This is a genomic window from Streptomyces sp. NBC_00386, assembly GCF_036063235.1.
Taxonomy (GTDB): domain Bacteria; phylum Actinomycetota; class Actinomycetes; order Streptomycetales; family Streptomycetaceae; genus Streptomyces.
The window spans coordinates 7142224-7165491 of record NZ_CP107950.1; the positions used below are offsets into that span (position 1 = coordinate 7142224).

A 23268-nucleotide genomic window follows, 5' to 3' on the forward strand; every position below is an offset into this window, starting at 1 on the left:
TCGTAGCAAGCGCTTCCTGTACCCGCTGTACCTGCCCCACTGCGAACGGAGAACAGTCATGGCCCAAGCCGCAGCCGTGGCGAAACCGCCCGCGCCACCCCGGCGGCGCCGTGCCTCAGCGACCCCGCGCAGGCTTCCGTATCTGCTGATCGCCCCGGCGGCGCTGCTGATGCTGGGCTTCATCGCCTACCCCGTCATCAGCGTCTTCTACTACAGCCTGCAGAACTACAACCCGACCAAGCCGTGGCGCAACGGCTACGCGGGCTTCGACAACTTCGTGCACGCCTTCACCGACGACCCCCAGTTCTGGGACACGCTGACCTTCAGCGCGAAGTGGGTCGTCGTCGAGGTGGGCCTCCAGCTGCTGTTCGGCCTGGCGCTCGCGCTGATCGTCAACCAGACCTTCGTCGGCCGGGCCGCCGGACGCGCCCTGGTCTTCTCGCCCTGGGCCGTCTCCGGGGTGCTGACCTCCGCGATCTGGGTGCTGCTCTACAACTCCCAGACGGGCATCACCCGTTACCTCGCCGACGCGGGCATGGGCTCGTACGGGACGAGCTGGCTCTCGGACACCTCGACCGTCTTCCCGGCGGCCGTGGTCGCGGACCTGTGGCGCGGGGTGCCCTTCTTCGCGATCCTGATCCTCGCCGACCTCCAGTCCGTCTCCAAGGACCTGTACGAGGCCGCCGAGGTCGACGGAGCGAGCCGCGTCCGGCAGTTCCTGCACATCACGCTGCCGCACCTCAAGGACGCGATCATCCTCTCCACCCTGCTGCGCGCGGTGTGGGAGTTCAACAACGTCGACCTGCTCTACACCCTCACCGGCGGCGGCCCCGCGGGCGAGACGACGACCCTTCCGCTCTACATCGCCAACACCAGTGTCGACGCGCACAACTTCGGTTACGCCTCGGCCCTCACCACGGTCGCGTTCGTGATTCTGCTGTTCTGCTCGATCGTCTATCTGCGGCTGAGCAAGTTCGGAGGCGGGGACAAGTGATCACCAAGGACGCCGGGACGATCGCCCCGGCCGTACCCGCCCCGCCCAGGGAGGAACCCCGCCCGCGCGCGGGGAGGAAGCGGCGCGCCTGGGACGAGGTCCCGCGCTGGCAGATCTACGTCCCCCTGGGCGGCTACCTCGTCTTCACCCTGGTCCCCTTCTACTGGATCCTGCTCTTCGCGCTGCGCCCGGCCGGGTCCACCTCCCTCGTGCCCTGGCCCATGACCTTCGAGCACTTCGACAAGGTGTGGACCGAGCGCAGCTTCGGGACCTACTTCCAGAACAGCGTGATCATCGCCGTCTCCACCCTGGTGATGACCACGCTCGTCGCCCTCGCCGGCGGCTACGCGCTCGCCCGCTTCGACTTCAGGATCAAGCGCGGCTTCATGCTCGCTCTGCTCTGCTCGCAGTTCGTGCCGGGCGCCCTGCTCCTGGTCCCGCTCTTCCAGATCTTCGCCGAGCTCCGGATGATCAACTCGCTGGTCAGCGTCGTCATCGCCGAGACGGTCTTCCAGCTTCCGCTGTCGATGATCCTCATCAGCGGGTTCATCAGGAACGTGCCGTACACCCTGGAGGAGGCCGCCTGGGTCGACGGCTGCAACCGCTTCGACGCCTTCCGGATCGTCGTCCTCCCGCTGCTGCGGCCCGGGCTGATCGCCGTCGGCTCCTTCGCCTTCGTCCACGCCTGGAACCACTTCCTGTTCGCCCTGATGTTCCTCAGCGACCAGAGCAAGCAGACCATCCCGGTCGGCCTCAACACCCTGATGAGCTCCGACAGCGTCGACCTCGGCGCGCTCGCGGCGGGCGGCATCGTCGCCGCCGTCCCCGTGGTCGTCGTCTTCGCCTTCATCCAGAAATGGCTGATCACCGGATTCAGCGCCGGGGCGGTGAAGGGATGACCGCCACCTCGCGCCGGAGCGGCGACCCGCACCCGGACAGCCGGCCGTCCACGTCCGGCGTCCGGGCGGCGACGACGGGCCCCGGGCTCCCGCGGCCGGCCGGTTCCGCCCGGGCGGGCACGACGGCCCGGCTCCCGCTGCCCGTCGTCCTCGCGGGCGCCCGGGGCCACGGCCGCTGGCACCTGGACAACATCCGCCGGCTCCAGGACAAGGGCCTGGTACGCCTCGCCGGAGTCTGCGAGCTGATCCCGCTCACCGAGGAGGAGCTGGACGGGCGACGCGTCGAGCAGTCCGCCGACTTCGGTGCCCTCCTCGACTCCACCGGTGCCGCCGTCGCGGTGATCTGCACCCCCATCCCCACCCACACCGACCTCGCGCTGACCGCCGCGCGCAAGGGCGTCCACCTGCTCCTGGAGAAGCCGCCCGCGCCGTCCTACGCCGAGTTCCGGCGGATGGCCGACGGAGTCGCGGCGGCCGGAGTGGTCTGCCAGATCGGCTTCCAGTCGCTCGGCTCGTACGCCGTGCCGGCGATCAGGAAGCTGATCACCGAGGGCGCGGTCGGCCGGGTGACCGGAATCGGCGGGGCGGGCGCCTGGGTCCGCGACGAGGCGTACTTCCGGCGCGCGCCCTGGGCGGGCAGACGCCGCCTCGACGGCGTCGACGTCGTCGACGGGGTCCTGACGAACCCGCTGGCCCACGCCGTCGCCACGGCCCTCGCCCTGGACGGCTCGACCCGCGCCGAGGACGTCACCGGCATCCGGACCGAACTGCTGCGGGCCAACGACATCGAGTCCGACGACACCTCGTGCGTGCGGGTGACGACCACCGGGGGCCGGATCACCGTCGCCGCCACGCTCTGCGCCGAACGCCCCGGCGAACCGTACGTCCTGGTGCACGGCACGGGCGGCCGGATCACCTTCTGGTACAAGCAGGACCGGGTGCTCGTGCAGCGGTCCGGACACGGCCCCGAGGAGATCGAGTACGGCCGTACCGACCTGCTGGAGAACCTGGCCGGGCATCTGACGGCCGGTGCCCCACTGCTGGTCCCGCCCGAGTCGACGGGCGCCTTCATGAAGGTCGTCGAGGCGATCCGGCAGGCCCCCGACCCGGTCGCGCTGCCCCCGGACGCCTGGGAGACGGTCCCCGGCGAACAGCGTCGTGTCGTGCCCGGCGTCGACGGATTCGTCGCGGCCGCTGCCGACACCCTCGCCCTCTACTCCGAGCTGGGCGCCTCCTGGGCGCTCCCGAAAGAGGTGAGCACCCCATGAACGACGACTCGCAGCTCCTGCGGATCGCGGGCCGCCCCGTCGCCCGCTACGTCACCCGGCCCGCACTCCCCGCCCGGCTCTCCCCGCGCCCGTATCTGCACCCCGTCACCACCCTGGCCGGCACCGCCGTCACCGAGCTCAGCCCGGCCGACCACACCCACCACCTCGGCGTCGGTGTCGCCGTACCCGACGTCGAGGGGCACAACTTCTGGGGCGGGCGCACCTACGTCCGCGACCAGGGACCGACCGAGCTCGACAACCACGGCGCCCAGCGGCACGCCGGCTTCCAGCTGCGCGACCCGGACGGCTTCGTGGAGGAGCTGCGCTGGATGGCCGCGGGCACCGAACTGCTGCGGGAGCGCCGTACGGTCGCGGCCGTCGCCCTCACCGACACCGCCTGGGCACTGGACTTCACCTTCTCCCTCACGAACGTCACCGCGCGCGGTCTGTCGATCGGCAGCCCCGCCACCAACGGACGGCCGGGCGCGGCCTACGGCGGCTTCTTCTGGCGGGCCCGCAAGGAACAGGAGGCCCCGCACGTGTTCACCGCCGACGCCGAGGGCGAGGAGGCCGTGCACGCGCGCCCCGCCGACTGGCTCGCCCTCGCGGGCGCCGGCTGGACGCTCGTCCTCGCCGGGGCGACCGGCGCGACCCGCCGTGACCCGTGGTTCGTCCGCACCGCCGAGTACCCGGGCGTCGGCTCCTCCCTGGCCCATGACGAGCGGCTGGCCGTCGAGGCGGGGGAGACGCTCGTACGCCGGGTCGTCACCGTCGTCGCCGACGGCACCCTCGACCGGAGCGGGGCCGCCGCGCTGGTCCGCAAGGCGGTGAGCCCCTGATGGCCCTGCCCTCCGCCGACCTCGGTGACGGCACCTACCGCAACCCCGTCCTCGACGCCGACTGGTCAGACCCCGATCTGCTGCGCGTCGGCGACGACTTCTACCTCACCGCCTCCAGCTTCGGCCGCGCCCCCGGTCTGCCGCTGCTGCACTCCCGGGACCTGGTGAACTGGACCCTCGTCGGGCACGCTCTCCAACGCCTGGAGCCCGCGCGCGAGTTCAGGAACCCCAGGCCCGACTGCGGGGTGTGGGCACCCGCGTTGCGTCACCACGACGACCGATTCTGGATCTTCTGGGGCGACCCCGACCACGGCATCTTCCAGGTCAACGCCCCGCAGATCAGGGGCCCTTGGACGAGACCACACCTGGTGAAGGAGGGCAGAGGGCTCATCGACCCCTGCCCGCTGTGGGACGGGGAGAGCGGCGAGGCGTATCTCGTGCACGCCTGGGCCAGGTCCCGTTCGGGAGTGAAGAACCGGCTGACCGGGCACCGGATGCGCCCCGACGGCACCGGGCTGCTCGACGAGGGCAAGGTGATCGTCGACGCCGACCTGATTCCCGGCTGGTTCACCCTCGAAGGGCCCAAGGCCTACCGTCACGACGGCTGGTTCTGGATCTTCGCGCCCGCCGGGGGAGTCGAGACCGGCTGGCAGGGTGCCTTCCGTTCGCGCGGCTTCTTCGGGCCCTACGAGGAGCGGGTGGTGCTGGAGCAGGGGGACACCCGGGTCAACGGCCCGCACCAGGGCGGCTGGGTGCGCACGGCGGCGGGCGAGGACTGGTTCGCCCACTTCCAGCAGCGTGGACCCTACGGGCGGGTGGTCCACCTCCAGCCGATGAGCTGGGGCGAGGACGGCTGGCCGGTGCTCGGCGACCGGGGCACCCCCGTGGCCGTCCACCGCAAGCCGGACCTGCCGGCCCAGCCGCCGTCCGCACCCGCCACCGACGACGACTTCCCGGGCGGCCGCTTCGGGCGCCAGTGGCAGTGGACCGCCAACCCCCAGGACGGCTGGGCCACCCAGCACTCCGGTGACGGACTCCGGCTCAACTGTGTCCGTACGGCGGACGCCCACGACCTGCGCCGGCTGCCCCATGTCCTCACCCAGCGGATGCCGGGCGCGGCCGCCACCGTCCAGGTCGACCTGTGCCTCGACAGCGAGGAGCCCGGGGCGCGGGCCGGGATCGCGGTGCTCGGGGACGCGTTCGGCTGGATCGGCCTCCAGCGCGAGCCGGACGGATCGGTGCGGCTCGTGCACCGGTTCGCCGAGACCGCCGCCGTCGGGGCACCCTCCGTGCGCTCGGGGCGGTGCGAGGGCGAGCGCGACGCCGCTCCGGCACGCCTGGCGCCCGAGGGCCGGGCCCGGCTGTGGGTCGAGATCGGCGCGGGGGCCCGCTGCCGCTTCTCCTACGACGTCGGCGGCGGCCGGCAGCCCTCCGGGCAGGCCTTCGCCGCCACGCCCTGGCGCTGGGTCGGCGCCCTGCTCGGCCTGTTCGCGCTCGCACCGTCCGGCGCGGGCCACGCGGGGGCCGCCACGTTCACGCGTTTCCGTGTCGCCCCGACCCCCTGAGGGTCTTCACCAGCCGTCGTCCGTCGTTCGTCCGCCTTGGGAGCCGCAATGAAGCACCTCCGTAGCAAGCGCTTGCCGGATGGGGAGGGAAGGGTGCGTCCCTTCCGGAAGCAGCCGGGCGCCGATCTCCGAGGACACCGCACCGACCCCACCACCCCGTTGGATCCGGAAGAAGAGAGCCGATCGATGAAGACCAGCCCACTCAGGAACAACCCACCGGCGACCGGTCCCAGAAGGACCGGCGTCCATGGAGCCCGGCGCGCCGCCGTGGCCGTCGCCCTCGGATCCGTGCTCGCGCTGACCGTCACCGCCTGTGGTGACGACGGCAGCGGCAGCGCGGGGGACAAGGGGACCGAGGGCTCCGGCAAGGGCGAGATCACCTTCTGGGACAACAACGGCGGTGTCCGCACCGACATCTGGAAGCAGATCATCGCCGACTTCGAGAAGAAGTACCCGGACATCAAGGTCAACTACGTCGGCATCCCGGCCGCGAGCGCCCAGTCCAAGTACGACACCGCCATCCAGGGCGGCGGCCTGCCGGACGTCGGGGGTGTGGGCACCGCGATGCTCGCCGAGGTCGCCGTCCAGGGGGCGCTGGAGCCGCTGGACAGCCGGATCGAGAAGAGCGCGCTGAACGGAAAGCTGAGCCAGAACCTGCTGGACGTCAGCCGGGCCGCGGGCGGCGGAGACACGCTGTACCAGGTGCCGACCTCCGCCAACAACGGCACGCTCTGGTACCGCGCCGACCTGTTCAAGGCGGCGGGCCTGGACGAGCCGGCCTCCTGGTCGAAGTTCTACGACGCCGCCGCGAAGCTCACGGACACGGGCAAGAACAAGTTCGGCTTCACCATCCGCGGCGGAGAGGGCTCCATCGCCCCGGCGCTGGACGCGGCGTACGGCCAGACCGGCATCACCTCGTTCTGGAACGGCGACAAGACCACCGTCAACGACCCGAAGAACGTGGCGGCCCTGGAGAAGTACGTCGCCCTCTACAAGAAGTCCACCCCGTCCGCCGACGTCAACAACGACTTCACCAAGATGGTCGCGCAGTGGGACAGCGGCACCATCGGCATGCTGAGCCACAACCTCGGTTCCTACCAGGACCACCTGAAGGCGCTGGGCGCCGGCAAGTTCCGCGGCATCCCGAATCCCACGCTGGACGACGGCACGCGGGTGCAGATCTCCAACCCGGTCGACGGGCTGAGCCTGTTCAAGTCCGGCAAGAACAAGGCGGCCGCCTGGAAGTTCATCGAGTTCGCGGTCTCGGCGGCGGAGAACTCCAAGTTCAACGAGTCGGCCGGTCAGGTTCCGGCGAACACCGACGCGGCGAAGGACGCCTGGATCCAGCAGGCCGAGCCGACCAAGCTCGCCGCCGAGGCGCTGAACGGCGCCGGCACCAAGATCGTGCAGCTGCCGTACTACCTGCCCGACTGGAACACCATCTCCAAGGCCGACAACGAGCCGAACTTCCAGAAGGTGCTGCTCGGCAAGATGAGCGTGAAGGACTTCCTGGACACGCTGGCCGACCAGCTCAACAAGGCGCAGGCCGACTGGAAGGCCCACCACTGACCCGGCCCGCCCACAGGGCCCGGCCGTGGCGCGCGTCGCGCCGCGGCCGGCCCGGGGGTCCGGCGGCTGTCTCCGCACCTCCGTCGGAACCTCAGCCGGAACCTTTGCCGGTCCTCTGCCGGAACGTCGGCCGGGACCTCCCGTAGAAAGCTCAGCCGAACCCTCTGTCGAAAGGCACACGCCCGTGTCCCTCACGCGCAGACAGGTCACCTCGGCGGCCGTGGCCGCCCTGCCGCTCGCCGTCGCCGCGGCGGGCCCCGCGCCCGCCGCCCCGCACCGCCGGCCGCGCACCCTCCACATCGCCGGCGACTCCACCGCCGCCCAGAAGTACGCCGACGCCGCACCCGAGACCGGGTGGGGCATGGCCCTCCCGTTCTTCCTCCACGAGGACGTCGTGGTCGCCAACCACGCGGTGAACGGCCGGAGTTCGAAGAGCTTCATCGACGAGGGGCGCCTCGCCGCGATCCTCGACGTGATCCGGCCCGGCGACCTCCTGCTCGTCCAGTTCGGGCACAACGACGAGAAGAGCGCCGACCCGACGCGCTACACCGAGCCGTGGACGACGTTCCAGGACTGCCTGCGGCAGTACATCGCCGGGGCGCGGGCCCGGGGCGCCCGGCCGCTGCTCGCCACCCCGGTGGAGCGCAGAAAGTTCGACGCGGACGGCAACGCGGTGCCGACGCACGGCGACTACCCGGCGTCGATGCGGGCGCTCGCCGCGGACGAGCACGTGGCGCTCCTCGACATCCAGGCCCTGTCCATCGCGCTGTGGCAGCGGCTCGGCGTCGAGGAGACGAAGAAGTACTTCAACTGGACCGCGACCGAGCAGGACAACACGCACTTCAACCCGCCGGGTGCCATCGCCGTGGCCCGTCTCGTCGCGGCCGGACTGCTGCACTCCCGGGTTCTCGCGCCCCGGGACGTACACCGTCTCGACGCGGAGATACCCGAGTCCTGGATCACCTGGCCGACCGCCTGAGTCCCTGAGTCCCTGAGTCCCTGAGTCCCTGAGCCGAAGGAAAGAGAGCCGCACGATGAACACACAGAAATGGCATGGGCATGCCACGGCATGGAGCGTGACCGCCACGCGGAGAACGGCCGCGCTGATGGGCTGCACCGCCCTCGTGCTCGCCGTCACCGGCACCCCCGCCCAGGCCCAGTCCCGTGAGCCCGCCCGGCAGACGCTCGCCGCGGGCGACGGCTGGGCCTCCGACGGGACCGGCACCACCGGCGGCTCGGCCGCCAAGGCCGATCGGATCCACACGGTCACGACCTGGGCGGAGTTCAGGGCCGCGCTCGCCGCCGACGGCAGCGCCCCGAAGATCATCAAGGTCAAGGGCACGATCGACGCCAACGCCGACGGCTGCGACTCCTTCGCCGCGCCCGGCTACGACTTCGACCGCTACCTCGCCGACTACGACCCCGCGGTGTGGGGCTACGACCAGGTGGTCAGCGGCGAGCAGGAGGATCTGCGCGCCGCCTCCGCCGCCGACCAGGACACCGCCATGAAGGCGTACGTCCCCGCCAACACCACCATCGTCGGAATCGGCCGCGACGCCGGCATCAAGGGCGCGAGCCTGCAGATCAAGGACGTCGACAACGTCATCGTCCGCAACCTCGCCTTCGAGAGCCCCCTCGACTGCTTCCCGCAGTGGGACCCCACCGACGGCGACACCGGCAACTGGAACTCCGAGTACGACAGCGCGGTGGTCTACGGGGCCACGCACGTCTGGCTCGACCACAACACGTTCACCGACGGCGACCACCCGGACAGCTCGCTGCCGACGTACTACGGCCGGATCTACGAACAGCACGACGGCGAACTGGACATCGTCAAGGGAGCCGACTACGTGACCGCCTCCTGGAACGTCTTCGCCGACCACGACAAGACCATCCTGATCGGCAACAGCGACAGCGCGGCGACCGCCGCCGTGGACCGGGGCCATCTGAAGGTCACCCTCCACCACAACCTGTTCACCGGCCTCGTCGAGCGCGCCCCCCGCGTCCGCTTCGGGCAAGTGGACTCCTACAACAACCACTTCGTGGCCGACTCCACCTACGGCTACAGCTACGGCATCGGCATGGAGTCCCAACTCGTCGCCGAGCACAACGCGTTCACGCTGCCGGACTCGGTCAGCGCCGCGCTGATCCTCAAGAAGTGGAAGGAGGCGCCGCTGACCGCGGCCGACAACTACGTCAACGGCGTACGCACCGACCTGATCGCCGTGCACAACGCGGAGATCCCGGCCGAGACGCTCCAGTCCGGTGCCGGATGGACACCGGTCCTGCGGACGAAGGTCGACCCGCCGAGGGCCGTTCCCGGCATCGTCGACCACCGTGCGGGCGCCGGAAAGATCTGCTGACCATGGCCGGACACCCCGTCAGCAGAAGGGCGTTCGTCGCCGCGAGCACCGGAGCCGCACTGGCTCTCGGCCTCGCGGCCCCCGCCCGCGCCACCGGGCGCACTCCCTTCGGGCGCCACGGTTCGCCGTCCGCGCGGCGCGACGCGAGGACGCTGTACGTCCATCCCGGCGGCCTCGGCGACCACACCACCGTGCAGGCCGCCGTGACCGCCGCGACCGGCGCCGGATTCACCCTGGTCATCGCACCCGGCGTGTACCGCGAGACGGTCTCGGTCGGCGCCGTCGACCCGGCGACCGGTCTGCCCGGCGCCGCCGGCTCCGAGATGACCTGGATCGGCGCCTCCGGCGACCCGCGCGACGTCGTCGTCGTGTACGCCAACGCCAACGGCACGCCGAAGCCCGACGGCTCGGGCACCTACGGCACCACCGGGTCCGCGACGACCACGGTCCGCACCGACGGGTTCACGGCCCGCTCGGTCACCTTCGCCAACGACTGGCTGCGCGCCGACCACCCCGGGATCACCGGCACCCAGGCCGTGGCGATCAAGGTGCAGGGCGACCGCTCGGCGTTCCACCGGTGCCGCTTCCTCGGCCACCAGGACACGCTGTACGCCGACTCGATCGCGCTCGGTACCTTCGCCCGGCAGTACTACCGGGACTGCTACGTCGAGGGGGACGTGGACTTCGTCTTCGGGCGGGCGACGGCGGTCTTCGAGTACTGCCACTTCCGCACCCTGGACCGCACGGACCTGGCCGGCGCCCCGTACGGCTTCGTCCTCGCGCCGTCCACGGCCGTCGCCGACCCGCGCGGATACCTGGTCACCCGCAGCCGGATCAGCAGCGCCGCGCCGGACGCGTACTACAAGCTGGCCCGTCCCTGGGTGCCCGGCTCGGACCTCACCGCCCGCCCGATGCTGACCGTCCGCGACACCCGTCTGGACGCCGGCATCGACGCGGTGGCGCCCTATACGAACATGTCGGCCGCCTATCCGTGGCAGAGCCAGCGCTTCGCCGAGTACCGCAACACCGGGCCGGGCGCGGTGATCACCGTCCCGGAGAACCGTCCCCAGCTCACGGACGAGCAGGCCCGTTCGGCGACCCGCGAGGCGTACCTCGGCGACTGGACTCCGTGGAAGGGGTGCTGAGATGCGCAGGCGAACCCTCCTCGCCGGCCTGGCGGGGTCGGTCACGGCCGTGGGCACGGCCCCGGCCGCCGCCCACGGCCGCCGTGTCCTGCACGTGCGTCCCGGCGACTCGGTCCAGGCCGCCGTGGACGCGGTGGACGGTCCCGGGCAGACGATCGTCATCCACCCGGGAACGTACCGCGAGGTGGTCCGCATCCCCGCCGACAAGGGGGAGTTGACCCTCCGTGGTGCCACCCGCGACCCGCGCGACGCGGTCGTGGTCTTCGACCGGGCGAACGGCACGCCGCTACCGGACGGCTCCGGGACCTACGGGACCGCGGGTTCGGCCACCTTCACCTCGGCGGCTCCGGGGCTGACCGTGCGCCGGCTGACGATCGCGAACGACTGGCTGCGCGCGGACCACCCGGAGACCACCGGCACGCAGGCGGTCGCGGCCTACGTCACCGGCGACCGCTCGTACTTCGAGCGGGTGCGGCTGCTGGCCCACCAGGACACGCTGTTCGCGGACACGACGGACCTGGCCGCCTTCGACCGGCACTGCTACCGCGACTGCCACATCGAGGGCGACGTCGACTTCGTGTTCGGCCGGGCCACCGCCGTCTTCGAGCGCTGCCGCTTCCACACCCTCGACCGGGACGTCTCGTTCAAGCCCGAGGGCATGGTCTTCGCGCCGTCCACGGCCCGCGCGAACCCCCACGGCTTCCTCGCCGTCGGCGGCCGTGTCACCTCGGGCGCCGAGGACGGGGCGTACAAGATCGCCCGGCCCTGGGTCCCGTCGTACGAGACCACCGCGTGGCCCTCGCTCGTGGTCCGCGGCTGCGAACTCGGGCCCGGCATCGACGCGGTGGCGCCCTACACCGACATGCGCGCGGCCTATCCGTGGCAGTCCATGCGCTTTCGCGAGTACCGCAACACCGGACCCGGCGCGGTGATCACCGTCCCGGAGAACCGTCCCCAGCTCACGGACGCGGAGGCCGAGCAGCACACCCGTGCCGCGTATCTCGGCGACTGGCGTCCGTGATTCCCCCGTTTCACTCCCCAGCACGACGAAAGGACCGCACTCCATGTCTCGTCGTACCGCTCTCGCCTTAGGCGCCACCCTGGCGCTCGGCGCAGGCCTCGCCGTCCTCCCCACCCAGGCGCAGGCCGCCACCGTCGTCGTCTCCACCACCGCCCAACTGACCAGCGCCATCTCCGGCGCCACCGCCGGAACCGTCATCCAGGTGCGCGGCGGCACCTACTCCCCGACGGCCACCCTCCAGTCCACGGCCAACGGCACGTCCTCCTCGCCGGTCACCCTCACGGCGTACGGCTCGGAGACCGTGAAGATCGACGGCTCCTCGCTCCCCTCGGGCTCCTGGATCTTCAAACTGACCGCCGACTACTGGAACGTCTCCAACATCACGTTCCAGAACTCCCCGGACAGCGCGGTCGTCTGCCAGTCCTGCACCGGCACCGTCTGGAGCAACATCAAGACCATCAACGGCGGCGACTCCGGCTTCACGCTGACCGGCGACGGCACCGTCAACAACACGGTGAAGAACATCGACTCGTACGGCAACTACGACGCCGCCAACCACGGCGAGAACGCGGACGGCGTCGCCGTGAAGTTCGGCTCGGGCACCGGCAACCTGATCACCGGGGCCCGCCTGTACAACAACTCGGACGACGGCATCGACTTCTGGTCGTTCTCCTCGCCCGTCACCGTCGAACACACCTGGTCCTTCGGCAACGGCAAGAACCGCTGGAGCGACTCGGCCTTCGCGGGCGACGGAAACGGCTACAAGCTGGGCGGTGACGGCGAGGTCGTCGCGCACGTCGTCAACAACTCCGCGGCCTGGGACGACGCGGGCAGCGGCTTCACCGAGAACTCCAACACCGGCGCCATCGTCATCAACCGCACCACCGCCTACGCCAACGGGAAGTACGGCTACTACTTCGCCACCAGCGCCGCCAAGCTCGGCAAGAACCTCGCCGTGAGCAACGGCACCGCGGTCTCCAAGGGATCCTCGGTGACGTCGGCCGGCAACAACTGGGACTCCGGCGTCTCCACCCCGTCGTTCATCTCCACGGACGCGACCAGCACGTACAACTCCCGTTCCTCCAGCGGGACACTGCCCACGACCACCTTCCTCACGACGGGCAGCACGACCATCGGCGCGACCATGAACTGACTCCCGCCGGGCAGTTCGTGAGGCCCGATCCGTGCGACGCGAGGCCCAAGTCGGCCGAAAAGTATGTATCGATCCGGCAAAAGGCCTCGCGTCCAGCGACGTGACGCGCGTAGAAACCCTGTCATGCATAAGTCACTGCGCATAGCGGCCGTCGCCGCAACCTGTGTCGTCGCCGGTGCCGCCCTGTACGGCACCGGCGTCGCCACCGCCGGTCAGTCCACGGCGAACTCGACGCACGAGCCTTACAACATCGGTGTTCTCGTCAAGGACATCGACACCTATTACGGCACCACGGCCGACGCCAACGGGGTCTACCAGGCGTCCCCCGACAGCTCGTACGCCAAGGACCTGGCCCGCCTCGACGCCTCCGCCAAGCGGTACATCGACCAGGCGGCCCGCAAGGCCCACCACCGCCACGGGAAGCCCGCGGTCGTCTTCGACATCGACGACACGCTGCTGCTCTCCCTCGACTACGAGAAGAAGACCAACTACACCTACAACTCGGCCTCCTGGGCCGCGTACGTCGCCCAGGCGGACCGTCCGGCCGTCTTCGGCAGCCCCGACCTCGTCAAGTACGCCGCGTCCAAGGGCGTCGAGGTGTTCTACAACTCCGGCCTGAAGGAGTCGCAGCGCGTCTCCGCGGTCGACAACCTCAAGAAGGTCGGCGTCGACGTCAACCTCGACGCCGCGCACATGTTCCTCAAGGACGCGGCCAACCCGCCCGCGTACCTGAGCGACTGCGCCACCGCCACCGCCTGGAACTGCACGACCGTGCAGTACAAGTCCGGCACCCGCAAGCACATCGAGTCCCTCGGGTACGACATCGTCGCCAACTTCGGCGACCAGTACTCGGACCTCGACGGCGGCTACGCCGACAAGACCTACAAGCTCCCGAACCCCACGTACTTCGTGAGCTGACACGCCCCCATCGTCGAACGCCTCCGCCGGTCGTCACCGGCGGAGGCGTTCGTCGTCGCCGGGAGGCGAACGCGTCCCCGCGTCCCGCCGCATGATCCAAACGCCAGGCCCTATGGATCGCCGCCGTCGGTGTCCCGGGTCACGAAGTCCCCGGCCACGGAAGCCCGTTCGCCGCCCTTCGCGGTCGCCGTCACGGTGTAGCCGTCGTCCTTCGCGTCCCGGCCGCCACGATCGTGGCCGTACTGGCCGGCGAAGATCCACGCGCCCGGCCGGACCGTGCGACCCGGCCTGAGCGTCCAGGTGTAGACGAGGAAGCCGTCCCGCTCGGTGACCGTCGTCGTGAAGTCGTTCCCGGGCAGCGAGAGCCAGGCCCCCGCCTCGCTCACCCCGCCGGTCTGCCTGACCTCCAACGTGACCGAGAGCGAGGTGAGTTGCTCCGTGGTCCGCAGGCTGACATCGCTCTGCGCCCAATAGTCGTCGCTGTGCGGGTCGACCGAGCCGTCCGACCGCAACGGACCGTCCGAGGTGTCCCCGCCGGGCGCCCGGTCCGGGGCCGTGGGGCCGCTCGTCGTGCGGGTCCGGGAGGGGGACGGACGCGGCCGGTCCGACACCTTCGGCGTCCCGGAACGAGGTCCGGCCCTGGGAGTGGCCGGCGCCCGGCCGGCCGGGTCCGGCGACGGGTCGGGCGCCGGGGGAACGGCCACGGTCCGCCGTGCCGGGCCGTCGTCCCGCACCGCCGAGGCGACCGCGTAACCGCCCACCACCAGGACGCCCGCGACCGCGGCCGTGGCGCCCAGGACACGGGCCCAGCCGAGCAGCGGCGGGCGCGCGGCACGCCGCGGGGGCCGCCGCTCGCCGGAGCCCGCCATGCCGCGCTCCACCCGGGCCAGGACGCGCGCGCGGTCCGGCTCGTGGGCCCCGGCCGCCTCGCGCAGCCGGGCGCGCAGCTCGTCGTGCACCTCCCGCGGCTCCCTCACCGGTCCCGTCCTCCGGTCCCACCCGTGGGCAGCGCCCCCGCGTGCATCCGTACCGACTCCTCGTCCGTGCCGAGCAGCCGCTTCAGCTCCGCCATGCCCTTGGACGTCTGGCTCTTCACCGTACCCACGGAGACGCCGAGGGCGAGCGCGGTGTCCTTCTCCGACAGGTCGAAGGCGTGCCGCAGCACGACACAGGCACGTTTGCGGAACGGCAGTCGGCGCAGGGCCTGTTGGACATCGACCGTCCCCGGTACGTCGGGGTTCTCGGCCCTGTCCTCGCGCTGCGACCAGACGAGCGTGATCCGCCGGCGTTCCCGCACGGCGGCGCGGATCCGGGTGCGGGCGAGGTTGGCGACCACTCCGCGCGCGTACGCCGTCGGACGGTCGGCCGCCCGCACCCGGTCCCAGCGGTGCCACAGCGCGAGCAGCGCGTCGGCGGCCAGATCGTCGGCGGCGTCCGGCTCACCCGTCAACAGGTGCGCCAGCCGGGCCAGTTCGGCGTAGTGCCGCTCGAAGAAGGCGTGGAACTCCACCGAGGCGGCGTCCTCGACGAGCGTGCCCACGGGGTGTCTCCCCTCGCTTCGGCTGCGGCACGGTGCGGGTGCGGTGGGTACGGATCCGTGATTCCGGTGTGGAGCACGGGAGTTCCGGCGGAGCGGGATGCGTGAGCGTACCAGCCGGTCGTACGGGCCTTCGAACGGCGTATGGCGGGCCGAACTCGATTCCGTAACACGGGGAAAACCTGAAACCCGTTGATCGGGGGAACAATCCAGCCAGCATCCGCACACGAGGCACGCAGGCAACGAGGAGTATCGCCATGTCCGAAGCGCAGAAGGTCGACAACCGGCCAAGTACCGCCCCACCGGCGGCAGGCGGGGTCGACGCCTTCTTCAAGATATCCGCCAGAGGCTCCACCGTCGGCCGGGAGATACGCGGCGGGTTCGCCACCTTCTTCACCATGGCCTACATCCTCGTCCTGAATCCCATCATCCTCGGCAGCGCCAAGGACAAGTTCGGGCACACGCTGGACACCGGCCAACTGGTCACCGCCACCGCGCTGGTGGCGTGTGTCATGACCGTCATCATGGGGATCGGGGGCAACCTTCCGCTCGCCATCGCGGCGGGCCTCGGCCTCAACGCCGTCGTGGCCTTCCAGCTCGCGCCGCTGATGAGCTGGGACGACGCCATGGGCCTGGTCGTCCTCGAAGGCGTCCTGATCTGCGTCCTGGTGCTCACCGGCCTCCGGGAAGCGATCATGAACGCGATCCCGCAGCAGCTCAAGCAGGCCATCGGCGTCGGCATCGGTCTGTTCATCGCCTTCATCGGCTTCGTGGACGCCGGGTTCGTCAGCCGTATACCGGACGTCGCCCACACCACCGTCCCGGTGCAGCTCGGTGCCGTGGGCCGCCTCACCGGCTGGCCCGTCCTCGTCTTCTGTCTCGGCGTCCTGCTGACCATCGCGCTGCTCGCCCGCAAGGTGAAGGGCGCGATCCTCATCAGCATCGTCACCATGACGGTCGTGGCGATCGTCATCGACGCCGTCGCCGACATCAAGAGCTGGGGCCTGACCACGCCCAAGGTCCCGGACAAGATCGTCGCCAGCCCGGACTTCGGACTCGTCGGCCACTTCAGCCTGTTCGGCGGTTTCGCCGAGGCCGGTGTCCTCACCGCGGTCCTGCTGATCTTCACGCTGGTCCTGTCGGACTTCTTCGACGCCATGGGAACCATCGTCGGGATCAGCGCCGAGGCCGGGCTGCTCGACGAGCAGGGCCAGGTCCCGGGCATCGGCCGGGTCCTGTTCATCGACGGCGCCGCCGCCGTCGCGGGCGGTGTGGGCTCCGCCTCCTCCAACACCGCCTACATCGAGTCCGCGGCCGGCGTCGGCGAGGGCGCCCGCACCGGCTTCGCCAACCTGATCACCGGCGGCCTCTTCGGCCTCGCGCTCTTCCTCACCCCGCTGCTGACCATCGTCCCGCTCCAGGCCGCGGCGCCCGCGCTGATCGCGGTCGGGTTCCTGATGATGACCCACGTCAAGCACATCGACTGGGACCGGTACGAGATCGCGATCCCGGCGTTCCTGACCATCGCCGTGATGCCGTTCACGTACTCCATCACCGACGGCATCGGGGCCGGCTTCCTGGCCTACGTCGTCATCAAGGCGGTCCTGGGCAAGGCGAAGGAGGTCAACTGGCTGCTGTGGGCCGTCTCGGCGCTGTTCCTGGTGTACTTCGCGATCGACCCGGTGGAGCAGGTACTCGGCGTGAAGTGACCGGTCCGCGCGAGGGAGCCGGTGCCTGAAGCGACCGGCCGGTCGGTGGGAGCCGGTTCCTGAGGCGACGGTCCGTCCGAGGGAGCCGGTGTCTGTGGCTGCGGTCCGTCCGACGGAGTCCTTACGCACGGCGGCCCCGCACCCGATGGGGTGCGGGGCTGCCGCGCGTGTGGGGCCGGGCGCGCCTCAGTTCTTCAGCGCCGCCCGCATCATCGCCTTGGCGACCGGCGCCGCCAGTCCGTTGCCGCTGACCTCCGAGCGCGCCGCGTCCGACTGCTCGACCATGACCGCGACGGCGACCTCCTTGCCGTTCGAGTCGGACTTCGCGTACGACGTGAACCAGGCGTACGGCGTCTTGCTGTTCTTCTCGCCGTGCTGGGCCGTGCCGGTCTTGCCGCCCACGGTCGCGCCGGGGATCAGGGCGTTGGTGCCCGTGCCGTCCTCGACGACCGTCTGCATCGCGGACCGGAGCTGCCGGGCGGTCTCCGAGCTGACGATCTCCTTGGTGTCCGTGCTGTCGTCGTAGTTCCTCAGCACGTTGCCGTCGGAGTCGCTGGTCTGCGACACCATGTGCGGCGAGACCAGCTTGCCGTCGTTGGCGATCGCGGCGGACACCATCGCCATCTGGAGCGGCGTGGCCGTGACGTCGAACTGCCCGATGCCGGTCAGCGCCGTGGACGACCTGTCCATGCCCGTGGGGTACACGCTGGCGTACGCCCGCACCGGCACGTCCTGCTTGGTGTTGTTGAAGCCGAACTTCTCCGCCATGGCCCTGACCTTGTCCTGGCCGAGGTCGACCGCCATCTTCGCGAAGACGTTGTTGCAGGAGTACTGGAGCGCGACCCGGATCGAGGCGTTCTCGCAGGGAGCGGACGCGTTCTCGTTCTTCAGGACGGTCGTCGTGCCCGGCAGGGTGTACGGGTCCGGGCTGGTCGTCTTCGCGTCCACGTCGGAGTAGAGCCCGTTCTCCAGCGCGGCGGCGGCCACGACCAGCTTGAAGGTCGAGCCCGGCGGCAGCGGCTGCCGCAGCGCGCGGTTGACCAGCGGCTTGTCGGCGTCCTTGGTCAGCTTCTGCCAGACGCTGTTGTTGCCCGCACTGATCGACGTCGGGTCGTACGACGGTGTCGAGACGACCGCGAGGATCTTGCCGGTCTTCGGGTCGATCGCGACGGCCGCGCCCTTGTTGCTCCCGAGCGCGTTGTAGGCGGCCTTCTGGACGGCCGGGGCGATCGTCGTGACCACGTCACCGGGGTCGGCGCGCCTGTTGGTGAGCGTGTCCAGCGGGTTCTTCAGCTGGAGGTCCGACCCGTCCAGCAGCTTCTGGTAGATGCCCTCCAGCTGGGTCGCGCCGTAGACCTGCGAGCTGTAGCCGGTGACCGCCGCGTACAGGCTGCCGTTCTTGTACGTCCGCTTGTACTTGAGGTCGCTCCCTGTCGTCTCCGCGGAGCCGGTGATCGCGTCGCCGGCCACGATGATGTTCCCGAGCGGGTTCGCGTACAGCGCGATCGCGTTCCGCCGGTTGTCCTTGTCGTCCGCGAGTGCCTGGCCGTCGTAGAACTGCACCCAGGTCGCCCTGATCAGCAGAGAGAGTACGAGCAGCAGTGAGAAGACGGCGGCACGCCTGATCGTCTTGTTCATCCCGCACAGAAGGACGAGCGATCAGGGGCGAATCGTTCCCGTCCGCCCGGTTTTCTCATCAATCCTTCATGAGGCCACCGGTCGGCCGTCGCGCCGTCAGAGCCTGCGGGTGGCCAGGGTGAGCCGGTCGCGGGCGTCGAACAGGGCGTCCTTGACCATCTGCTCGTGCGCGGGGGTGAGCCGGGCCACAGGCACCGAGCAGCTGATCGCGTCACGGGCCGGCGTGCGGTACGGGATCGCCACGCCGAAGCAGCGCAGCCCCAGCGTGTTCTCCTCGCGGTCCACCGCGAAGCCCTGCTCCCGTACCTGGTGCAGCTCCTCGATGAGCTTCTCCCGGTCGGTGATCGTGTGCTCGGTCAGCGCGGGGAGCGTCTCCGGCAGCATCTTGCGGACCTGCTCGTCACCGTACGTGGCCAGCAGCGCCTTGCCGAGCGAGGTGGAGTGGGCGGGGAGACGGCGGCCGACCCGGGTGAAGGGGCGCAGATAGTGCTGCGACTGCCGGGTGGCCAGATAGACGACGTTCGTGCCGTCCAGGCGCGCGAGGTGGATCGTCTCGGTGGTGTCGTCGGAGAGGCGGTCGAGGGTCGGGCGGGCCGCGGCGACCACTTCGTCGCCGTCGATGTACGAGGTGCCGACCAGCAGGGCCCGTACGCCGATGCCGTACCGCGTGCCCGTGGCGTCCGTCTCGACCCAGCCGAGTTCGACGAGCGTGCGAAGCAACATGTACAGGCTGGACTTGGGATATCCGACGGCCTCCTGGACCGCGGCGAGGGAATGCATTCCGGGCCGGCCGGCGAAGTACTCCAGCAATTCAACGGTCCGCACCGCGGACTTGACCTGCGCCCCGCCACCTGTCTCGCCTGCCGACATCGCGCTTGACCCCTTCGTTGGACGGGAAATAGTCTCCGACAGGAGATTCACCATCAGAGACAGCGTTCAGCATATCGAACACCCCTGGTGAGTGACACAAGAACTGTGGCATCACATCTGAAGGGACCCGCGGTGGCAGCAGCACCAGTCTGGAGTGTCGACCCCCGTACCGGGAAGCAGCGGGAGCAGGTTGCGGTCGAGGCCACGGCCCAGGAGGTGGACGAGACCGTCCGCGCCGCGCACGCCGCCCGCCCCGCTCTCGTCGACCGCACCGTACGCGCCGCGTTCCTGCGCACCGCCGCCGACCTGCTCGAAGGCGCCAAGGACCAGCTCGTCGAGGCCGCCGACGCGGAGACCGCGCTCGGCCCGGTCCGGCTCACCGGCGAACTCGCCCGCACCTGCTACCAGTTGCGGGCATTCGCCGGAATCGTCGACGAGGGCGCCTTCCTCGACGTCGTGATCAACCACCCGGACGCCACGGCCACCCCGCCGATTCCGGACCTGCGCCGCTACAAGGTGCCGCTGGGCGTCGTCGCCGTGTACTCGGCCTCGAACTTCCCCTTCGCCTTCTCGGTGGCCGGCGGTGACACGGCCAGCGCGCTGGCCGCGGGCTGCCCGGTCGTCGTCAAGGCCCACCCCGACCACCCGGCGCTCTCCGAGCTCGTCGCGGCCGTCCTGCGCCGCGCGGCCGGCCGGCACGACATCCCCGAGGGCGTCGTCGGCCTCGTCCACGGCTTCGAGGCCGGCGTCGGACTGGTCCGGCACCCGCTGGTCACGGCGGCCGGGTTCACCGGTTCCGTCCGCGGCGGGCGCGCGCTGTTCGACGCGGCTTCCGCGCGTCCGGTGCCGATTCCGTTCCACGGCGAGCTGGGCTCCCTGAACCCCGTGGTCGTCACCGAGGCCGCGGCCGCCGAGCGCGCCGAGGAGATCGGCGCGGGACTCGCCGGCTCGATGACCCTGGGGGTCGGCCAGTTCTGTGTGAAGCCGGGCCTGGTGCTCGCTCCGGCCGGCGCGGCGGGCGACCGCCTGCTGAAGTCCCTGACCGAAGCGGTGAGCGACACGGCCTCCGGGGTCCTGCTCGACCACCGCATGCGCGACAACTTCATCGCCGGGGTGGCCGAGCGCGCCGGACTCCCGGACGTGCAGGCCCCGGTGACACCGGGCGCGGGCGGCGAGCACACGGTGAGCCCCGGCTTCCTGACCGTGCCCGCGAGCAGGCTCGCGGCCGAGGGCGAGCACGATCTGCTCCTTGAGGAGTGCTTCGGGCCGCTCACGGTCGTGGCGCGCTACGAGGACGAGTCCGAGGCGGGCGCGGTGCTCTCCCGGCTGCCGGGCAACCTCACGGCCACGGTGCAGCTCTCCGCGGAGGAGGCGGCGGGCGAGGGGCGCGGTGCGGAGATCCTCGCCGAACTCACCCCCCTCGCGGGCCGGGTCCTGGTGAACGGCTGGCCGACCGGGGTCGCCGTCGCGGCGGCCCAGCACCACGGAGGGCCGTACCCCGCGACGACCTCGACGTCCACCTCGGTCGGCGGCACCGCCATCGAGCGCTGGATGCGGCCGGTCGCCTACCAGGGCGTGCCCGAGGCGCTGCTGCCGCCCGAGCTGCGCGACGACAACCCGCTGGGGCTGCCCCGACGGTACGACGGGCGCCTGGAGCGCTAGGTCGGGTCCGTGCCGGTCCGGGCCGGTTCCGTGTGCGGTCGGTTGTATGCCGGGCCAGCCCCTTCGGGGGACGGCCCGATTCCGTCCCCCGAAGGAGCCGGGCCTTCTCCCGGAGGGGCCTGCCGAGAACCTGAGAGACTTCCGACCATGGACGTCACACTCCCCGAACTCCCCTTCTCCCTTCGCACCTACGGCCCCGACGGGAACTGGTCGTACGAGGACGGTGTCCTCACCGGCTGGGCCGGGCCCCGGCAGGACCGCTTCGTGCCGCCCACCGGTGAAGGACTCGACCCGGCTTCCGACGCGCCGAGGCTGCTCGGCTCGCCGGAGGGGGACTTCCAGCTGATCGCCCGCGTGACGGTGGGCTTCGGGGCGGCCTTCGACGCGGGCGTGCTGTACGTCCATGTCGGGGAGCGGGCCTGGGCGAAGCTGTGCCTGGAGTACTCCCCGGACGTGCCCACCGTCTGCACGGTGGTCACCCGGGGACACTCCGACGATGCCAACTCCTTCACCGTGGACGGCAGTTCCGTCTGGCTGCGGGTCAGCCGCACGGGCCGAGCCTTCTCCTTCCACGCCTCCCGCGACGGTGAGCGCTGGACCTTCGTCCGTCTGTTCACCCTGGACGGCGAGAAGGAGACCGGGGCCGCGCTGGTGGGCTTCATGACCCAGTCGCCGATGGGGGAGGGCTGCGTGGTGACCTACGACGGCATCGAGTTCAGGCCTGACTGGCCGAGCGACCTGAGAGACGGAAGCTGAGGGCGAACGTCACGGTGAGCAGGGCCGCGCTGACGGCCAGGCTCAGCCGCATCCCGGTCTCGAAACCGCTCGCGACCAGCGCCCCGAACACCGCGATGCCCAGGCCCCCGGACACCTGTCGGGCCGCGTTGAGCACACCGGCCGCCAGCCCCGCCCGCTCGGCGGGCACGGCGTCCATCATCGCGGCGGTGAGCGGCGGCACCGTCAGAGCGCACCCCAGCGCCAGCGGGACCAGCAGGACAGCCACCAGCACCGGGGACGTGCGGGCGTCGACGCAGAGGAGGGCGAGCAGTCCGGCGGCGGCCACGGGCTGTCCCACCAGCATCGGCAGCCGCGGTCCGTAGCGCCCCGTGATCTTGCCGGCCACCACGTTCGTCACCGCGATCAGACTCGTCATCGGCAGGAACAGCAGCCCGGTGTACAGCGCGGAGTGATGCTGGACCTGCTGGAAGAAGAGCGAGAAGACGAACACCATGCTGTAGAAGGCCACGCTGACCGCCGAGCCCACGGCGACCGTCGTGGCCACGGTCCGGTTGCGGAACAGGCCGAGCGGCACCACGGGGTGCGCCTGGCGCGCCTCGATCCGCAGGAACGCGGCGCCCGCGGCCACGGCCGTCAGCAGCGCCACCCGGCCGGCCGTCCCGCCCTCGATCACCGCGAAGGTCAGCGCCGTGAGGGCCACCACCGCCGTCAGCTGTCCGGGCAGGTCCAGCGGAGCCGGGCGGGGCCGCGAGCGCGGGGCCCGGAGGAGCAGCAGCAGGATCACCGCTCCCACCGGCAGATTGACGAAGAAGATGCCCCGCCAGTTCCAGGCCGCGATCAGCGCGCCGCCGGCCACCGGCCCGAGCGCCACCGCCAGCGAACCGCCCGCCGCCCAGGCGGCCACCGCGCGTGCCCGCCGCGCCGGTTCCGCGTACGCCTGCCGCACCAGCGCCAGCGACGCCGGGAGCACGACCGCCGCCGCCACACCCTGCACCACCCGGGCACCGACGAGGGCCGGCAGGTTCGGGGCCAGTCCGCAGGCCGCCGAGGCGAGAGTGAACACCACGGTGCCCAGCGCGTACGCCCGGCTCGCCCCGGCCCGGTCCGAGAAGGCGCCGGTGGACAGCATCAGCGCGGCGAAGGCCAGAGTGTAGGCGTCCACCACCCACTGGAGGCCGGACATCCCGGCGCCGAAGGAGGAGTCGATCGTGGGCAGGGCCACGTTCACCACGGACGCGTCGAGACAGGTCAGCGCGAAGCCGAGCAGCGAGGCGGTGAGGGTGAGTGCGGAGGAGGGCTTCCCCGACCCCGACTCCGACCCCGACTCCCCCTGACTGAGGACGGGTTCGGAGGCCCTGGACATCTGGTTCGTTGGCATGT

At 71.0% G+C, this 23268-nt stretch carries 20 protein-coding genes; 15 read left to right on the top strand and 5 right to left on the bottom strand.

Going from position 1 to position 23268, the window contains the following annotated elements:
- Positions 1 to 58: 58 nt before the first annotated feature.
- From OG780_RS31320 to OG780_RS31375, 12 genes are all read left to right on the top strand, one after another.
- Entirely contained in the window at positions 59 to 994 is a 936-nt protein-coding gene (locus OG780_RS31320; protein WP_328453820.1) for a carbohydrate ABC transporter permease, read from the top strand.
- On the top strand, positions 991 to 1893 hold the full coding sequence (locus OG780_RS31325; RefSeq protein WP_443062239.1) for a carbohydrate ABC transporter permease: 903 nt from the start codon (positions 991 to 993) through the stop codon (positions 1891 to 1893). Before OG780_RS31320 ends, OG780_RS31325 begins: the two co-directional genes overlap by 4 nt.
- Positions 1890 to 3161: a Gfo/Idh/MocA family protein gene (locus OG780_RS31330; protein WP_328453822.1), complete on the top strand. Its 1272-nt coding sequence runs from the start codon at positions 1890 to 1892 to the stop codon at positions 3159 to 3161. The genes OG780_RS31325 and OG780_RS31330 overlap by 4 nt, the downstream gene beginning before the upstream one ends.
- Positions 3158 to 4000 (top strand): PmoA family protein, encoded by an 843-nt coding sequence (locus tag OG780_RS31335; RefSeq protein WP_328453823.1) that lies wholly within the window; start codon positions 3158 to 3160, stop codon positions 3998 to 4000. The genes OG780_RS31330 and OG780_RS31335 overlap by 4 nt, the downstream gene beginning before the upstream one ends.
- On the top strand, positions 4000 to 5565 hold the full coding sequence (locus OG780_RS31340) for a glycoside hydrolase family 43 protein (protein ID WP_328453825.1): 1566 nt from the start codon (positions 4000 to 4002) through the stop codon (positions 5563 to 5565). Before OG780_RS31335 ends, OG780_RS31340 begins: the two co-directional genes overlap by 1 nt.
- A gap of 186 nt (positions 5566 to 5751) precedes the next feature.
- Positions 5752 to 7134 (top strand): ABC transporter substrate-binding protein, encoded by a 1383-nt coding sequence (locus tag OG780_RS31345; RefSeq protein WP_328453827.1) that lies wholly within the window; start codon positions 5752 to 5754, stop codon positions 7132 to 7134.
- Positions 7135 to 7318: 184 nt separating this feature from the next.
- Positions 7319 to 8113: a rhamnogalacturonan acetylesterase gene (locus OG780_RS31350; protein WP_328453829.1), complete on the top strand. Its 795-nt coding sequence runs from the start codon at positions 7319 to 7321 to the stop codon at positions 8111 to 8113.
- A gap of 55 nt (positions 8114 to 8168) precedes the next feature.
- The gene (locus OG780_RS31355) at positions 8169 to 9497 is read left to right on the top strand and encodes a pectate lyase family protein (RefSeq protein WP_328453831.1); all 1329 of its coding nucleotides are present in this window, start codon (positions 8169 to 8171) and stop codon (positions 9495 to 9497) included.
- Positions 9498 to 9499: 2 nt separating this feature from the next.
- Positions 9500 to 10642 carry a pectinesterase family protein gene (locus OG780_RS31360; protein WP_328453833.1) on the top strand — a complete coding sequence of 381 codons (1143 nt, stop codon included), beginning with the start codon at positions 9500 to 9502 and terminating at the stop codon, positions 10640 to 10642.
- Between the two features lies 1 nt (position 10643).
- Entirely contained in the window at positions 10644 to 11663 is a 1020-nt protein-coding gene (locus OG780_RS31365; protein WP_328453835.1) for a pectinesterase family protein, read from the top strand.
- A 43-nt stretch (positions 11664 to 11706) separates the two neighbouring features.
- A complete protein-coding gene (locus tag OG780_RS31370; RefSeq protein WP_328453837.1) occupies positions 11707 to 12816 on the top strand; it encodes a right-handed parallel beta-helix repeat-containing protein in 1110 nt (369 codons plus the stop codon).
- A gap of 123 nt (positions 12817 to 12939) precedes the next feature.
- Positions 12940 to 13734 (top strand): HAD family acid phosphatase, encoded by a 795-nt coding sequence (locus tag OG780_RS31375; RefSeq protein ID WP_328453839.1) that lies wholly within the window; start codon positions 12940 to 12942, stop codon positions 13732 to 13734.
- A gap of 110 nt (positions 13735 to 13844) precedes the next feature.
- Here the strand turns inward: OG780_RS31375 and OG780_RS31380 are convergent, their stop codons facing one another.
- A complete protein-coding gene (locus OG780_RS31380; RefSeq protein ID WP_328453841.1) occupies positions 13845 to 14711 on the bottom strand; it encodes a hypothetical protein in 867 nt (288 codons plus the stop codon).
- Positions 14708 to 15274: a SigE family RNA polymerase sigma factor gene (locus tag OG780_RS31385; protein ID WP_328453843.1), complete on the bottom strand. Its 567-nt coding sequence runs from the start codon at positions 15272 to 15274 to the stop codon at positions 14708 to 14710. Before OG780_RS31385 ends, OG780_RS31380 begins: the two co-directional genes overlap by 4 nt.
- A 254-nt stretch (positions 15275 to 15528) precedes the next feature.
- Here OG780_RS31385 and OG780_RS31390 point away from each other — a divergent pair, with 254 nt between their 5' ends.
- Positions 15529 to 16980 (top strand): NCS2 family permease, encoded by a 1452-nt coding sequence (locus OG780_RS31390; RefSeq protein ID WP_326788522.1) that lies wholly within the window; start codon positions 15529 to 15531, stop codon positions 16978 to 16980.
- Between the two features lie 186 nt (positions 16981 to 17166).
- On the opposite strand, the gene OG780_RS31395 is transcribed toward OG780_RS31390, so the two are convergent.
- Positions 17167 to 18618, bottom strand: a complete 1452-nt coding sequence (locus OG780_RS31395; RefSeq protein ID WP_328453845.1) for a peptidoglycan D,D-transpeptidase FtsI family protein — start codon at positions 18616 to 18618, stop codon at positions 17167 to 17169.
- Positions 18619 to 18714: 96 nt separating this feature from the next.
- A complete protein-coding gene (locus OG780_RS31400; RefSeq protein WP_151470389.1) occupies positions 18715 to 19488 on the bottom strand; it encodes an IclR family transcriptional regulator in 774 nt (257 codons plus the stop codon).
- Positions 19489 to 19620: 132 nt separating this feature from the next.
- Here OG780_RS31400 and OG780_RS31405 point away from each other — a divergent pair, with 132 nt between their 5' ends.
- Both OG780_RS31405 and OG780_RS31410 read left to right on the top strand, forming a co-directional pair.
- Positions 19621 to 21150, top strand: a complete 1530-nt coding sequence (locus OG780_RS31405; RefSeq protein WP_328453848.1) for an aldehyde dehydrogenase (NADP(+)) — start codon at positions 19621 to 19623, stop codon at positions 21148 to 21150.
- Positions 21151 to 21297: 147 nt separating this feature from the next.
- Positions 21298 to 21906 (top strand): DUF1349 domain-containing protein, encoded by a 609-nt coding sequence (locus OG780_RS31410; protein ID WP_328453850.1) that lies wholly within the window; start codon positions 21298 to 21300, stop codon positions 21904 to 21906.
- Here OG780_RS31410 and OG780_RS31415 read toward each other — a convergent pair.
- Positions 21866 to 23266, bottom strand: coding sequence for an MFS transporter (locus OG780_RS31415; RefSeq protein WP_328453852.1), 1401 nt, complete (start codon positions 23264 to 23266; stop codon positions 21866 to 21868). The genes OG780_RS31410 and OG780_RS31415 overlap by 41 nt on opposite strands.
- Between the last annotated feature and the right edge of the window lie 2 nt (positions 23267 to 23268).